Raw genomic sequence first — 15,151 nt, forward strand, 5'->3', positions numbered from 1 at the left:
AGCAATAGCAATAGCAATAGCAATAGCAATAGATAATCTCTTACTAATTATTACTATGTAATTACTATATATAGTGGATTTTTAATTAAATAACATAATTGGTATACTAAATTTGGAATGAGTTATGTGAATTTATTAATGACAAATTGAGAACAATTTTGTATAATGTAAATACAATTTACAATCCACGGTGAAAGCGTAGTCTACGGGCTACGCTTTTACTGTATTTAAGAACTTTTGTATAAAAGGATAGACTATGGAACAAACACCTAAAGCAAATCGCGTGCATATCGGCTTTTTCGGTCGTTGTAACGCTGGTAAGTCTACATTGATTAATATGTTAACAGATCAGCCTGTATCTCTTGTATCTGAGGTGGCAGGGACAACGACAGACCCAGTGAGTAAATCTATGGAGATTTTGCCCCTAGGGCCTGTAGTGATAACTGATACGGCAGGTATAGACGATACAACTGAATTAGGTACATTGCGGATGGAGAAGACAGAAGAGGTAGTGAAAAAGATTAACCTCGCTGTTTATGTACTTCGTACTGATGAAGATCCAACAGCTGATGATATGCATTGGTTAGGGCTTTTAAAACAAAATAATGTGCCTATTGCATTATTCATCAATGAAATTAATGCAGAAAATGACATCGAAAATAATAAAGAGAACAGTATAGAAAATAAAAGAGATACATCTACTTATGTTGATATTCATAAGGGCTTGTCTGAGTTAGCCACAGTGATTGGCTTCGCTAATTTTACATCTAAAGCTAAACGCTTAGAATTACTTGATCTATTAGGCGGTTTAACACCTCTTGATGTAGAAGGAGACCAAACTCTTTTACAAGGATTGGTAGAAGAGGGGGATACCATAATCCTTGTATGTCCTATTGATAGTGCTGCTCCAAAAGGGCGCCTTATTTTGCCACAAGTACAAACGATTCGAGAAATTCTTGATTATAAAGGTTTAGCGCTAGTGTGCCAAACAGAAGAGTTACCTGCTATGATTAACTCTCTTAAGAAACCACCCAAAATGGTTATATGTGACTCTCAGGCTTTTGATCGCGTTGATGAGTTAACACCTGATACAATTCCGTTGACGTCTTTTTCTATTTTGATGGCACGTTTTAAGGGAAAACTACAAGACTTAGTGGCTGGTATAGAGGCGATTAAGAATTTAAAATCAGGCTCTAAGGTGCTTATCAGTGAAGGTTGTACACATCGTCGTCAATGTGATGATATTGGAACTGTAAAAATTCCTAATCTTCTTAAGAAACAAGGGCATACAGATTTACAGCTAGAATTCACTAGTGGGGGAGCCTTCCCAAAAGATGTATCTCAGTATGATTTAATTATTCATTGTGGTGCTTGTATGCTTACGCGCCGTGAGGTATTACGACGCATTGAATGCGCTGTTGTACAAGGCACACCAATCGTAAATTACGGTGTACTCATAGCGGCTCTACATGGTATACTAGAACGGGCAATAAGCCCATTTCTTAGCGAATTAAAGGGGTAGTTATTAAATTAAATTGCATACAGTCATTTAACTTTCACAATAAGAATGGTATAATTAAGTGTTGAAGTTTGAATGATTGTATAGAAAGGAATATACATGTTCGAATCGATTCAACCGTGGATTGGTATAGCCACCATCGTTCTTGTCATTGCGTTGTTAGTGTATTGTGTAATTTTGCACATTCGCTTAGGAAGCCTTAAAAAGAAATACGATTTCTTTATGCAAGGGGAGAATGGTGCGAGCCTAGAACGTAAATTATCTGTAGAGGTTAGCGAAATTCGCGATGCTGCGAAGGGTCTTGAAACTATGATGACCGAGCAAGCGGCAATCCGTAATATTCAAAGCAATACGATACAAAAAATTGGCTTTATTAAATATAATGCCTTTGAAAATATCGGTAATGATTTGTCCTTTGCCCTTACATTGCTTGATGGTAACAATAACGGTATCTGTATCTCTAGTATTTACGGTCGCAATGAATCCCGTATTTTTAGTAAACCCATTGTGAAAGGTAAAAGTCTCGTCAGTCTTTCACAAGAAGAATTAGAGAGTTTAAACGAAGCGTTGGGCGAGCGCACCAATGAGGAAGCGTTAACAAGCGCCATCGTTTCTAAATAAGGAAGGTTTGTATTGAAAGTACCGGCATTTATTTCAGACAAAGTTGAAAGAAATGGTGACAACTGCATATTGACATTAACAACTAAGCAGGCGAAGGTTGCGGCTATTGTAGGCTTAATCATAATTATCGCTGCATTGGTTCTCGGCATTTGGGGCATCGTGCGCCAAGCTGAGGTTGTGCAATTACGTCAACAGACACAATTACAATCTGAACAGCTGAAATTGTTACAACAAAAGACAGATGTTTTAGATAAGAAAATTCAAAACTTAAATCAAATTAGCGAAGAAAACAAGCAAATGCTGAAGGGCGCTGAATCTGGCACACCATCTCAAGGTGGCGGGGACGGTAGCGACCCAAAGCAGCCAGCCGCTGATGAAAGCGAAGTAAAGACGCTAACAGCGGCACAATTATCAGCTCGTCTGTCCAAAATGGACAAGGACGCACAAAAATTGCTAGTTAGTTTCTATACAATGCGTAATATCCTTCGTGATGGTGGGGCGCAAGACCTTATGGCTATGCAATCCATTAACTTCTCTGCTGGCTCTGGTGGTGTTACGAATAACACTACACCAAGTATCTGGCCAAGTAAGGGCGTTATTACATCTCCATTCGGTAGTCGTGTGGACCCTGTTACAGGCGCTATTGGTGCCTTCCATGAAGGGGTAGATATTGCGGATGATTATGGCACACCAATTGTGGCGACTGCTGCAGGTGTTGTAACCTTTGCTGGTTATACAGAGGGCGGTTATGGTAACCTTGTTGAAATCGACCACGGCAACGGCTTTGTAACGCGTTATGGCCATAATAGTGCTGTATTGGTGACTGTAGGGATGAGCGTAAAACAAGGCCAGACTATAGCCTTGATGGGGAGTACTGGTAAAAGTACTGGCGCCCATGTTCACTATGAGGTACGTCTCAATGGTTCTCCTACAGATCCTATGATCTTCTTACCAATTAGTAACTAAAAAGATAAAATCAATACGATTTATGTAAAATCAATTATGATATACGCAATATAAAATAGAATATATGTAACATAAAACATAATTCATAGGAAAAAGAACTTGTTATTCGTGCAAATGTACTCATAGCAAGTTCTTTTTCTTTTCTTTTGTATATATATATTGTAAAATAAAAGTATATGAATGGAGGTATATCTATGAAAGCCTATGTACAAGTTTATACCGGCGAAGGCAAGGGCAAAACGACCGCTGCTATTGGTCTAGCTATCCGTGCTATCGGTGCTGGCAAGAAAGTCCTCTTTTTGCAATTTATGAAATCTAAAGTATATAGTGAACATACTATTTTACCTACCTTACAGAATTTAACCTTAGAAACTGTGGGCAAGCCTTTCTTTATCATCAAAGAAGGGATGAAGAGCAAGGATGAACTCGCTAAATGGGGGGATGAAGTGGTTGTCTTTGAGTCTGGTAATCCGCCAAAGGACTATGTAGCGCTCATTGAAAAAGGTTACGAACGTGCACTGGCTGCTATTAGCAGTGGTGAGTACGATCTCGTTGTTCTTGATGAATACAACATGGCACTCTTCTTTGAACTCATTACATGGGATAAAACAAAAGCTTTGCTCGATGCTCGTAATCCGGAAACGGAACTTGTATTTACGGGCCGTGGGGCTCCTCAAGAATTAATCGATGAGGCAGACCTTGTAACGGAAATGAAAGAGGTTAAACATTACTACCTTCAAGGTGTAATGGCTCGAAAAGGTATTGAAAACTAATCATAGGTACACCTAAGGAGGTGATGTGGTTGAGTACAGTGGCTATTGTGGCCATCATTATTGTGGCCATCATTGCAGCACTCATCTTGATTATCCTACTGACACCAATCACATATAGCATCGAAATCAATGGACGTTCGCCTTATCGTGGTGAGGTGCGCGTTAAATGGCTGTGGCGTGTATTTTCATTGCATCTAGCGTATTTGCAGGACAAACCATTTTTTAAGGAATTATACATTTTGGGTATGCTTAAGATTGGACCTGTAAAAGACTATGAAGATTGGCTTGAAAATCGTGTAGACGAAGAATACCAAAAAGTTGTGGACGAAGACGATGATATGTCGCAAGCAGAAGCTTTTGCGAAGGCGATGCAAGGAGGAGGACAAGGCCCTTCTGCAAGCTCGAGCGGTACTAGCTTTGATGGTTTAAAGAGTTCAAAACATTCTGACGCTACCTTTAGTGATGAAGAAGCGCCAGGAGCAGGAACTTCTCAAAATCCAAATGAGCGTATTGAACGCCCTGAACAAGCTTCTAAGGATATGGATGCTCAGGCTCGTGCTGATCGGTATGATTCGATTCAGCAAGATCCAACATCCCATATTAAAAGCGATGACGAAACAGTGAGCCGCGTTACTTTCAACAGTGACGGTTCTATCAAGGAAAAGGTATTTACGAAGGTGAAAGACCTCAAAACGACGGTTAAACATCGTTTTGAAAAACCAGATCCAAACGATCCGGTGGCATCATTCAAGTCTAAAATTCCTACATTCTGGTTCATGAAACATGTACAAAATACAGAATTATGGCACCAGCTATTCCTTGTTTCGAAGCGATGCTATGACCACTCTAAACCACGCGATGTGGCCATAGAAGGTCGATTCGGGATCGGTGACCCATATCGTATGGGGATTATCGCATCTATGCTGTATAGCATTTGGCCTGAACAAGCTGAGAACATCGAGCTCGATTATGTAAATTGGGCTGGTGAAGGTAGTGCTCATATTAAAGGGCGCATCATTTTAGCTGTCATGGCGTGGCATGGTACAAGATTCTTGCTATCTAAACCAATGCGTTCCCTATTGGGTGAGAGCGCTCGCGTCTTCTGGGTTAAACGGAAGGAAGCTAAGCAGTTAGAAAAGCTGAAAGCCGAACAAGGTCAAACAGCGTAAGGATATATTAAGTCAACTAAGTAAATGAGCTGTATTAAGACAATATATAAGGTCTATAGATAATGTATATGTCATATAGAAGTAAATACATAGTATAAAAACCTAAGTATTGAACGTACAGCAATGATACTTTCATAAAAAGCGGAGGTACTGTGATGGAGAACAGTAATGTAAAAGAGAATTTGGAAGTCCTATTCGAGAAATTCAAAAATATGATTAAGGTAGAAACTGTAGTCGGCGAAGCTGTGCAAATCGGCGATACTACACTTGTTCCATTCGTAGACGTAACATTTGGTTTCGGCACTGGTACAAACCATAACACTGCTAACAAAAACCACGAATGTGGTGGCGGTGGCGGCGGTGCCAAAATGGAACCAAGTGCTATCCTCGTTATTAAAGGCGAACGCATCGAGTTGTTCAACATTAAAGGCAACCCTTACAGCAGTAGCTTCGATCGTCTTATCGGTTTGGTACCTGACCTCGTGTCTAAATTGAAATCCGATAAATACATTTATTTGAACGATGAACAATAATTCGGTAACGAATTATAAATAATAGGTGAAAGCCGTGATACCCACATGTGTGCTCTGAATGTGTCCGTAACGACTGCAATTTTAGCTTCAGGGCATGCCTGTGGGTATTATTTTAACTTCTATAGACTTTCATAAGCATTTCATAGGGCTTTATTATGCTATGTAACATAGTCTTGTGAAAGTTAGCGAGATTTGTTATAGTAAAAATAGTACACTATTGGATTGTATAGTGACACTTTTATTTCGAGGAGGATTTCAGATGAAATTATCTAAAAAATTAACTACCCTAGCTATCGTTGGTGCTATGTCTGCTACTGCTGCAGTAGCAAGTGCTGCTAACATTGGCTTAGTGAATATGAGCCAAGTAGTAAATAGCTACCCTGGCTATGGTGCATTAGATATGAAAATGCAACAAGTAGACGCTCAATATCGTCCACAAATTGAGAAAAAAGTACAAGAAATTGAAAAAATTCAAGATCAAACTCAAGCAGAAGCTGAATTCAATAAATCTGTAGCTCCATTGCTTCAAAAAGAAAACGAAGAAATCAATAAAATTGCTCAACCTATGATGCAAGCAATTCATAATGCAGTTGAAAACATTCGTGTTGAGAAAAAAATGGATGTAATATTGGATGATCCATACACAATCCGTGCTGCTGACGCTAACAGCAAAATCGAAAACATTACTAACGAAGTAATTAGCCGTCTTAAAAAATAATATATAAAAATGGCCCTCTAGTTGAACTATCAACTAGAGGGCTTTTTTATGTTTAGTATTGGTATTTATTCTGGTTTATGAATAAGGTTTACTACGAATTCGCTGTCTTCAACAAGAGTTGCTTGGATGTAGTTGTCGCCGTTGAATTCTAATACTTGGCCTGGTACAAGTACATGTTCTTCAGTTTCGTTAAGGAAGACTTGTACTTTACCTTTTACTACTGTAAAGATGACATTTGCTTCTGGGTGATTGTGTTTTTCAACTTGTTCACCAGCTTTGCCGCCTTTTTTTACGATTACATAGTTAGGACCTTGGAATAATAAACCTAATTCTTGATTAACTGTGCCTGCCATAATAGACCTCCTAATTCTAGCTTTTTATGTTTTGAAAGCTGACGCTATCACTTAATTAAATTAACTTGTGTAATTACCTTATATTTATATTATAAATGATATTGCTTATCAATGCTGTGCCTGTAGCTACAGTTTTACAAAATATATATAAAATTTTAGACATGAAAAAACGAACGTAAAATTTTACGTTCGCTTTTTGCTTTTTATTCGTTTATAGTTCCTAAACAAACGAAATGTTATGTATTTATTATTTATTTTTCTTGATTGTATATAAACGTGTGCCGTTTTCTTCAGTCGTTACAAGTTCAAAGTTTGGATCTACCGCTTTTACAAAGGCTTCGAACCATGTTTGGTACGCAAGTGCCATGAACTTAGGATCAACGCCTGCTGTACGCCAGTAGCCTGCTTGTAATCTGTGATCGCCAACCCATGTGAATTCGTCAGGGCTTTCAGAAACAACTTGGTCACCACCATCGCAAGGCATGCCATTTACGTAGAAGTTTTGCAACGCATTGTAAATCGCTGGTGCAGTGTGTTCCTCAAGATTGTCTTGCGCCACAACGCCACATGCTTGGCCTTGTACAGCAAACGCATCAAGAATAGCTGTTACTACGTTCACCGCTTCGTCGCCGGAGTTAGTGTCGAGCAAATCTTTGATGAAAGCTGCTTCGCGAACAGATGCGATGTTAATTTGGTTGGACAACCAGCCATGGATATTACCATGATCGATGATGTTTTCTAATGGAATACTTGGATTGATTGGCTCGCCGTAAGTATCTACGGAGATGGAGTGCAATTCCTCTGCCAAATCATCAACAACCTTAGTTGTTTTCTCTAAAATCAAGTTTTCACGCTCAACGAGCAATTGAATTTTACGATATAACCAGTAATGGATGTGACCTAAGAATGCGGACATATTAAGCTCCTTTTCGTGCTGTTTCTAATTTTTGAACTAAATCGTATACATTAACACCGTGAATTTCTGCAGCTTGCCATAATGGTTCAGCCGTAGAAGATGGGCAACCAAGGCAACCCATACCGATGCTTTGTAACACAGGTACAACATTTGGATATGTATCTACGATATCGCGAATGATTGTATCTGGTGTAATAGGGGCGCCTTCTTCGAGGCGTGGTGCTTCTGGTTCAGGATCGTTACCATGACCAGGCAAGAACACAGCTGGTTCGTCGGATTTGCTTTCAGCTGGAGCACCTTCAAGGTCGCCTAATACAGCCGCTTTGAAAGCCTCTAAACCAATGCGGTCAATGAATTCGCCCATGCGCTCGATTTGTGCATTCTCTTTATAGTATGCAATGATACGATCTACTAATGCAAGAGCTTCTTTTTCAGTTGTTACTTCAGCGATGAGGTCGCCGATGCGTGGATGAGCACCGCCGCTACCGCCAGCGTAAACATTCCAACCCTCTACAGTACCGATAATGCCAACGTCTTTCATGCGGCTTTCAGTACAAGAGTTAAGACAACCGGACACGCCGATTTTCATTTTGCTTGGCATTTCTTGAGATAAATATTTGCGCTCAATTTGCATGCCAAGATGTACGCTATCTTGTTTAGCACGTTTACAGAATGTAGTACCTGGGCAGATTTTTACGCTGCGCACGCGATTAGATACAGTGTACGCTGGCTCCATGCCGAGCATTTCCCAAGCTTTATCTACGTCTTCTGCTTTCAAATTCGTAATCATAATGCGTTGACTGCCAGTCAATTTAAGAACGGCGCCGAACTCATTAGCTACGTCGATATATTTTTGTAATTGTTCTGGTTGAATGAAACCTGCAGGAACGCGAGGTGTAATTGCATAACGGCGTTGACCGTTTTTAATGCGTTGTAAATTTGCTGCAATTTGTGCCATGTTAGATCCTTTCCCGAGCCCTCTCTGCGGAGAATAGTGGCTTAAACTACTTAGTTAATCTATATAATTCTTTGTATATAATTTATACACGCCATTGGGTTTTGTGAAAGCTTCGCACGTATACGAACAGCGTGATGAGATCAACTAGGCGATGCCTCATCAAAACCCGGCGTAACGATCAGTACGGGTATTAAATACTGACCCGATGTTCTTAGTATAAACTATTTTAACACGTAATAATGTAACCTAAGCTACAAAAATGAAAAATTTCAATATTAATTATTAATACTATCTATGATTATATACGATAATGTTTTCACGTGAAACATTTAGGTCACTTATCGTATAATAAATGTATAGAATATGATTGATATAGGAGATATGATGAAGGTCCTTTACGATACAATTTTGAAAGCAACATATATAAGCCGTCCGAACCGTTTTGTGGTGACCTTAGATTTGAATGGTGAAAGTGTGCTCGCTCATTTGCCAAATCCTGGTCGCATGTGGGAGCTATTGTTTACGGGTGTAACGATGTACATTGTGCCTCATGATAAACCGGATGCAAAAACGAAATATCGTGTGGTCGGCATCGAGCGCGATGGCGTCGTGATTATGCTCGACACTAACTACAGTAATGATGTAGCACAGTATTTGATTGAAAATAAACTTGTCCCTGGCTGGGAAGAGTGGCGCGTTGTACGACGAGAGTATACGGTTAAACTACACGGTACATCATCTCGCTTTGACTTGTTTCTCACCAATGATAAAGGCGATGAGTTCCTGTTAGAGGTTAAGTCTTGTACGTTATTCTCTAAAACGGGAGCTATGTTCCCTGATGCCATTACAGAGCGAGGGCGTAAGCATTTACTACATTTGAAAGAACTACAAAACGAAGGCTACCATACAGGGGTTCTATTCCTCGTACAATGGGATAGAGCGCAGTGGTTCTTACCGGACTACCATACAGATTTAGAATTTGCTAAAACCTTCAAAGAGGTGGCACCGTCTTTAGATTGGAAAGCTGTTGCAGTGGCGTGGGATGAGACTTTTACTATGCCGACCGTAACACGTGAATGCTCCTATCCTAGTAGAATTCTTGACACAGAAGCTTACGATAGTGGCGTGTATGTGATGGTCATGCATCTCGACCATGATCTAGACCTTGAGATCGGATCTAAAGGAATGATGCATTTCAAGGCAGGTTACTATATGTACGTAGGCTCTGCGAAGGCGAATTTAACGAAGCGCATTGAGCGCCATAAGAGAAAACGGAAGAAAATGCACTGGCATCTAGACTACTTCCGCGGTCACTGCGAAATGATTGCAGGTCTACCGATTCGAACTAGCTGGGCTGATGCGGAATGTGCTCTCGCTGATGCGGTACGTGGTGTTGCTGAATGGGACGTACCTAAATTTGGATGCTCCGACTGTAACTGTAATAGCCACTTATTTGGGATGACGGAAAATCCGATACACAATAAAGAATTCATGGACGTAGTGGAACTTTACAGAATGAATATGCTAGATGAGATGGTTGAATGTTAGTTGCTATTATGGATGGGGCCCAGTTACATTCGTGTAGCGTTTGTTAAAAAAGACAGTCCCTTATTTCTTCGCTCCATAGTGACCTAAGTCGCTCATTCATAAGGGACTGTCTTTTTTATAACATCACATATGAATAAGTCCCATCCATAATAGCTTTAATCTATAAACCATATGCATTAGCATATTCATTCTAAAGCTATTAAATGGAGAGAAAGGGGAGTTGTGTATGACGTTGTTTAGGTGTGTGTTGTTGGTTGTCGTTGGTATTTGTAGTGTTGTATTAGGCGGTTGTTCTTTTGTGTGGACTACGGAGAACGGTGATCCGGCCACGCCAGAGGATATCAAGGCTAGTGTGGAGAAGGAGTTTTCTGTTGTGCATCCTAGTCTTGTTCTCCAGTCTTCTGTAGTGGAACAGGAGAAGCCTTTCCAGCGAAATGTGTATGTTTTTTATGATGAAAGCAATGGTTTTTCTTTTACTATAAATTCTGTGATGCATAGTCCAACTTTGCCTGCACCTGGTGGTGAACGTGATAATAATGCTGATTTTGCTTATTCTCAGGCGTATCTAGTTCATTTGAATTCTTCTTTGGTGGAGAGTGCTAAGCGGTATAGCATGCGGATGGCCACTCATGAGGAGGCGTTGGAGTTAGCTAAATCTAAAGCGACACGTGTAGCAGGAACTAATAAGATACCTTTATTTACATACGATGAGATTGTTTTTGTCGATAAATCTGTAAAGGGTGAAGATGTTCTTTCCTTTATGAAATCTATATATAGCCAATATAAACCGCAAGATAATCCAGCACTGTTACACACTGAAAGAAGCATAGGCTTTTACTATTTGCCAAATGGGGAAGAGGATAAAACAAAAGCTAAGTACTTGATAGGCTTTAGATTTATGGGAAAAAATGACTGGAAAGAAACCATGCTAACAGGCATTGGCAGTACTGCTAACGATACAACTGGTGTGGAACGAGACTTTGTTAACATTTTAGATCATATGGTACGTCAGTCTATTTGATTTGACTGGTAAGATGATAAAACGATTGTTTAGGGATTGCAATCCTAGAATTTTATATAGTTGAAGTAAATAAGGATTGTAATCCTAAAATATGATATAATTTAAAGGGATAAGGATTGTAATCCCTGTTTTGGTTAAAAGTAAGATGGATTAGGATTACTATCCTAATTTATGTTTCTACTCGTTGCAATAATAGTGAATATTGTTGAGATAAGGAGGTTATAATGCCTTTAATTCAACGCGAGCAATATTTAGAGTTTTTAAGGCGTCATAAAGATCAAGATGTAATCAAAGTCGTTTCAGGTGTGCGTCGATGCGGCAAATCTACATTATTTGAGTTGTTTAAACAAGAATTATTAGCTAGTGGTGTGAAAGCCAATCAAATCATTTCTATTAATTTTGAAGATTTAAAGTTTGAATCGCTACAGGAGTATCATGCCCTCCATGAGTATATAGTAGAACGATTGATTTCAGAGACTCCCATGTATGTATTTTTAGATGAAGTGCAGCATGTACCACAATTTGAGAAGGTCGTAGGGAGTTTATTTATCAAACCTAATGTGGATATTTATATTACAGGTTCAAATGCATATTTTATGTCTTCTGACATTGCTACATTGTTAACTGGAAGATATGTACAAATAGAGATGTTACCTCTTTCTTTTAAAGAATTTCATAGTGCATATAGTCAGCAAAACTTGTTAGATATGGATATATACAATTTGTATATCGAGCATAGTTCCTTCCCTAGGCTTGTACATGTTGAAGATGATGAAAGTATTGATGAATATTTAGAAAGTATTCTTAATACGGTTGTTCTGAAAGATATTGTGACGAGATTAAAAATTACAGATGTGCCTTTATTATTGGATATTATTAAATATTTATTAGCTAATATAGGGAGTTTGATTAATCCAACGAAAATTGCGAATACGCTCACTAGTTATGGTCGCAAAACGGATAATAAGACGGTTGAGAAATATTTACAAGGTCTCAAAGATGGTCTTTTAATCTATGAAGTTGACCGATTTGATGTAAAGGGAAAAGCGTTATTGCAGCGAAATGCTAAATATTATGTTGTAGATAGTGCATTCCGTAAGTTTTTATTAAGCCGTACAGATTCAGATCGCGGTCATATACTCGAGAATATTGTATATTTGGAATTAATTAGACGTGGTTACCGTGTTTATGTAGGGTATCTACAAAATGGTGAAATAGATTTTGTAGCTAAAAAGCCACATCGTTTAGAATATTATCAAGTAAGCTATACCGTAATGGAGGATACTACGTTACGACGTGAATTATCACCATTAGAGCAACTTGATGATAACTATCCTAAATATTTACTTACAATGGATGTGTTACATAAAACAGATAATCATAATGGTATAGAGCAAAAGAATGTTTTAGATTGGCTACTAGAGTAGGTAAAGTAGCTTTCACAAAAATGCCTATAATATTAGCGTTTAGCCCTTAAAAATGCTATAATTATATGATAATTCTATTATAGTGTTAGTAAAATGAGGTGAGATTGTGGCAGACCAACAATGGTCCCACGGGAATATTCATCCCGTTCAGATTGATAAAGAAATGAAGAACGCCTATATCGATTATGCGATGTCCGTAATCGTAATGCGTGCTCTTCCTGATGTGCGTGATGGCTTGAAACCAGTACATCGTCGTATTTTGTACGCGATGCACGAAACAGGCATGACGCCAAATAAACCGTACAAGAAATCCGCTCGTATCGTCGGTGACGTACTCGGTAAATATCATCCACATGGTGATAGTTCTGTTTACGACGCTACTGTACGTTTGGCGCAAGATTTCAATACGCGCTACCTCTTGGTAGACGGCCACGGTAACTTTGGTTCCATCGACGGCGATAGTGCCGCTGCGATGCGTTATACCGAAGTACGTATGGCAAAAATTACGCAAGAAATGCTCGCTGATATCGACAAGGAAACTGTTGATTTCATGCCGAACTATGATGAAAGCTTGCAAGAACCTACTGTATTGCCAGCGAAGATTCCAAATCTTCTCATCAATGGTTCCAGCGGTATCGCCGTAGGGATGGCGACAAATATTCCACCGCACAACCTTAACGAGGTATGTAATGGCCTTACCATGCTCATCGATAATCCGGATGTAACTGTGGACGAATTGATGACACAAATCAAAGGCCCAGACTTCCCGACTGGGGCGCTCATTTTGGGCCGGGAAGGCATTAAAAAAGCGTACTCCACAGGTCGTGGTAGCGTAAAAATGCGCGCTCGTGCAACCATTGAAGAAATGGCGAAGGGCAAGCATAAAATCGTAGTGACTGAGATTCCATACCAAGTTAACAAGGCTCGCGTTATCGAAACGATTGCGAACTTGAGCCGTGACAAGGTTATTGATGGCATCACAGCACTTCGCGATGAATCTGACCGTCAAGGTATGCGCATCGTTATCGAATTGCGCGCTGACGTGCAACCAGATATCGTTCTTAACAAACTATATAAACACACTCAACTTCAAGAATCTTTCGGCGTGATTATGTTGGCCCTCGTAGATGGTCATCCTCGCGTATTGAATTTGAAAGAAGTATTGGGTTACTACTTAGATCACCGTCTTAATGTAATCGTACGTCGTACTCAATTCGAGCTTAACAAAGCTGAAGCGCGTGCTCACATCTTGGAAGGCTTGTTGATCGCCCTCGACCACATCGATGAAGTTATCGCTACAATCCGCAGTTCTCAAACTGACGAAAACGCACGTAACGCATTGATGCAAAAATTCGGGCTTTCAGAAAAACAAGCAGTAGCCATCCTCGACATGCGTTTACGCCGTTTAACAGGTTTGGAACGTGAGAAAATCGAAGAGGAATACAAAGAATTGTTGGCATTGATCGAAGACTTGAAAGCTATCTTGGCTAGTGAAGCACGTCAACGTCAAATCATCAAAGACGAACTCGAAGATATGAAGAAGAAATACGGCGACCCTCGTCGTTCTGAAATCACTATCGATACGTCCGACCTTGATGTAGAAGACCTTATCGCTGACGAAGAGATGGTTATTACCTTGACTAAACAAGGTTACATCAAACGGATGAATGCCAACGTATATCGCAACCAACATAAAGGTGGCGCTGGCGTTATCGGCATGAAGACGAAGGAAGACGATTATGTAACACAAATTATGCATGTTCGTACGCATAATACATTGTTGTTCTTCACGTCTACTGGTCGTACATACCGCCTCAAAGCATATGAAGTGCCAGAAGCAGGTTCCCGCAACTCTCGCGGTACCGCTATGGTTAATGTATTGCCACTAGCTGTAGGCGAATCTGTTACGACTATGATCGACCTTGAACGCATTCAAGAAGATGTAAACTTATTCATGGTAACTGAGTTCGGCGTTGTAAAACGCACAGCTATCGAAGAATATCGCAACATCCGTCGTTCTGGTCTCAATGCTATTAATCTCGACGAAGGGGATCACTTGATTTCCGTAAGCGTAACGACTGGTAACCAAGATATCTTAATTGGTACTAAATCAGGTATTGCTATCCGCTTCAACGAAAACGATGCACGCCTTATGAAACGTGCGGCTCACGGTGTACGGGGCATTAAACTCAATGCTGGCGACGTAGTGGTAGGCGCTGGTGTTCTTAATTCTGATGAAAGCGAAGCACAAGTGTTCACTATTTCCGAAGAAGGTTTTGGTAAACGCAATGATGCAGAAGCTTACACATTGCAAAAACGCGGTGGTAAAGGCTCTAAAAACTTCAAAATTACGAACAAAACTGGTGATGTAGTAGCCGTAGAAGTTGTTCACAATGATGATGAAGTTATGCTTATCTCTGAACAAGGCAAAATTATCCGCTTCAATATGAACGATATCGCTGTGAAGAAAGGTAAAGCTATTTCTGGTGTGAAAACACAAAACCTTGACGAAGGTGATAAAGTAGCTAGCATTGCTGTGATTCCAAGTGCTGAAATCGACGATGAAGAAGTAGAATAATTTGTTTTACTAGTATATGTAAGAATCTATAGGCGGCCATCCTAGATGGTC

Annotated in this window: 14 protein-coding genes; 11 read left to right on the plus strand and 3 right to left on the minus strand. The window is 39.8% G+C overall.

The window, feature by feature from the left end; all coding sequences use genetic code 11:
- Nucleotides 1–256 precede the first annotated feature (256 nt).
- The 7 genes from hydF to RWP19_RS04050 all read left to right on the plus strand — a co-directional run bounded on the left by hydF (nt 257) and on the right by RWP19_RS04050 (nt 6,299).
- Complete coding sequence (gene hydF, locus RWP19_RS04020; RefSeq protein ID WP_314356561.1) at nt 257–1,522, plus strand: [FeFe] hydrogenase H-cluster maturation GTPase HydF; 1,266 nt, start codon at nt 257–259, stop codon at nt 1,520–1,522.
- A 96-nt stretch (nt 1,523–1,618) separates the two neighbouring features.
- On the plus strand, nt 1,619–2,140 hold the full coding sequence (locus RWP19_RS04025) for a DUF4446 family protein (protein ID WP_314356562.1): 522 nt from the start codon (nt 1,619–1,621) through the stop codon (nt 2,138–2,140).
- A 12-nt stretch (nt 2,141–2,152) separates the two neighbouring features.
- Nucleotides 2,153–3,106 carry a M23 family metallopeptidase gene (locus RWP19_RS04030; protein ID WP_314356563.1) on the plus strand — a complete coding sequence of 318 codons (954 nt, stop codon included), beginning with the start codon at nt 2,153–2,155 and terminating at the stop codon, nt 3,104–3,106.
- Nucleotides 3,107–3,300: 194 nt separating this feature from the next.
- On the plus strand, nt 3,301–3,879 hold the full coding sequence (locus RWP19_RS04035) for a cob(I)yrinic acid a,c-diamide adenosyltransferase (RefSeq protein ID WP_295209359.1): 579 nt from the start codon (nt 3,301–3,303) through the stop codon (nt 3,877–3,879).
- Nucleotides 3,880–3,908: 29 nt separating this feature from the next.
- Entirely contained in the window at nt 3,909–5,048 is a 1,140-nt protein-coding gene (locus RWP19_RS04040) for a hypothetical protein (protein ID WP_314356657.1), read from the plus strand.
- Between the two features lie 155 nt (nt 5,049–5,203).
- Complete coding sequence (locus RWP19_RS04045) at nt 5,204–5,581, plus strand: GerW family sporulation protein (RefSeq protein WP_005384862.1); 378 nt, start codon at nt 5,204–5,206, stop codon at nt 5,579–5,581.
- A gap of 259 nt (nt 5,582–5,840) precedes the next feature.
- Nucleotides 5,841–6,299: an OmpH family outer membrane protein gene (locus tag RWP19_RS04050; protein ID WP_314356564.1), complete on the plus strand. Its 459-nt coding sequence runs from the start codon at nt 5,841–5,843 to the stop codon at nt 6,297–6,299.
- Nucleotides 6,300–6,364: 65 nt separating this feature from the next.
- Here the strand turns inward: RWP19_RS04050 and RWP19_RS04055 are convergent, their stop codons facing one another.
- The 3 genes from RWP19_RS04055 to RWP19_RS04065 all read right to left on the minus strand — a co-directional run bounded on the left by RWP19_RS04055 (nt 6,365) and on the right by RWP19_RS04065 (nt 8,526).
- Nucleotides 6,365–6,652 (minus strand): cupin domain-containing protein, encoded by a 288-nt coding sequence (locus RWP19_RS04055; RefSeq protein WP_009351598.1) that lies wholly within the window; start codon nt 6,650–6,652, stop codon nt 6,365–6,367.
- A gap of 247 nt (nt 6,653–6,899) precedes the next feature.
- Nucleotides 6,900–7,568: a hypothetical protein gene (locus tag RWP19_RS04060; protein WP_314356565.1), complete on the minus strand. Its 669-nt coding sequence runs from the start codon at nt 7,566–7,568 to the stop codon at nt 6,900–6,902.
- A gap of 1 nt (nt 7,569) precedes the next feature.
- Nucleotides 7,570–8,526, minus strand: coding sequence for a DUF1858 domain-containing protein (locus RWP19_RS04065; protein ID WP_060924850.1), 957 nt, complete (start codon nt 8,524–8,526; stop codon nt 7,570–7,572).
- A 384-nt stretch (nt 8,527–8,910) separates the two neighbouring features.
- On the opposite strand from RWP19_RS04065, the gene sfsA reads away from it, so the two are divergent.
- The 4 genes from sfsA (at nt 8,911) to gyrA (ending at nt 15,100) form a co-directional block, all read left to right on the plus strand.
- On the plus strand, nt 8,911–10,074 hold the full coding sequence (sfsA, locus tag RWP19_RS04070; protein WP_314356658.1) for a DNA/RNA nuclease SfsA: 1,164 nt from the start codon (nt 8,911–8,913) through the stop codon (nt 10,072–10,074).
- Nucleotides 10,075–10,300: 226 nt separating this feature from the next.
- On the plus strand, nt 10,301–11,095 hold the full coding sequence (locus RWP19_RS04075) for a hypothetical protein (protein WP_314356566.1): 795 nt from the start codon (nt 10,301–10,303) through the stop codon (nt 11,093–11,095).
- 224 nt (nt 11,096–11,319) lie between these two features.
- A complete protein-coding gene (locus RWP19_RS04080; protein ID WP_314356567.1) occupies nt 11,320–12,522 on the plus strand; it encodes an ATP-binding protein in 1,203 nt (400 codons plus the stop codon).
- Between the two features lie 106 nt (nt 12,523–12,628).
- On the plus strand, nt 12,629–15,100 hold the full coding sequence (gene gyrA, locus RWP19_RS04085; protein ID WP_314356568.1) for a DNA gyrase subunit A: 2,472 nt from the start codon (nt 12,629–12,631) through the stop codon (nt 15,098–15,100).
- Nucleotides 15,101–15,151: the final 51 nt, after the last annotated feature.

The sequence above is a fragment of the uncultured Veillonella sp. genome (genome assembly GCF_963522475.1).
Taxonomy (GTDB): domain Bacteria; phylum Bacillota; class Negativicutes; order Veillonellales; family Veillonellaceae; genus Veillonella.

Bases quoted from the DNA above. Each gene is read 5' to 3' on its own strand.
- hydF (WP_314356561.1), top strand. From the start codon at position 257: ATGGAACAAACACCTAAAGCAAATCGCGTGCATATCGGCTTTTTCGGT.
- RWP19_RS04025 (WP_314356562.1), top strand. From the start codon at position 1,619: ATGTTCGAATCGATTCAACCGTGGATTGGTATAGCCACCATCGTTCTT.
- RWP19_RS04035 (WP_295209359.1), top strand. From the start codon at position 3,301: ATGAAAGCCTATGTACAAGTTTATACCGGCGAAGGCAAGGGCAAAACG.
- RWP19_RS04045 (WP_005384862.1), top strand. From the start codon at position 5,204: ATGGAGAACAGTAATGTAAAAGAGAATTTGGAAGTCCTATTCGAGAAA.
- RWP19_RS04050 (WP_314356564.1), top strand. From the start codon at position 5,841: ATGAAATTATCTAAAAAATTAACTACCCTAGCTATCGTTGGTGCTATG.
- RWP19_RS04055 (WP_009351598.1), bottom strand. From the start codon at position 6,652: ATGGCAGGCACAGTTAATCAAGAATTAGGTTTATTATTCCAAGGTCCT.
- RWP19_RS04060 (WP_314356565.1), bottom strand. From the start codon at position 7,568: ATGTCCGCATTCTTAGGTCACATCCATTACTGGTTATATCGTAAAATT.
- RWP19_RS04065 (WP_060924850.1), bottom strand. From the start codon at position 8,526: ATGGCACAAATTGCAGCAAATTTACAACGCATTAAAAACGGTCAACGC.
- sfsA (WP_314356658.1), top strand. From the start codon at position 8,911: ATGAAGGTCCTTTACGATACAATTTTGAAAGCAACATATATAAGCCGT.
- RWP19_RS04075 (WP_314356566.1), top strand. From the start codon at position 10,301: ATGACGTTGTTTAGGTGTGTGTTGTTGGTTGTCGTTGGTATTTGTAGT.
- RWP19_RS04080 (WP_314356567.1), top strand. From the start codon at position 11,320: ATGCCTTTAATTCAACGCGAGCAATATTTAGAGTTTTTAAGGCGTCAT.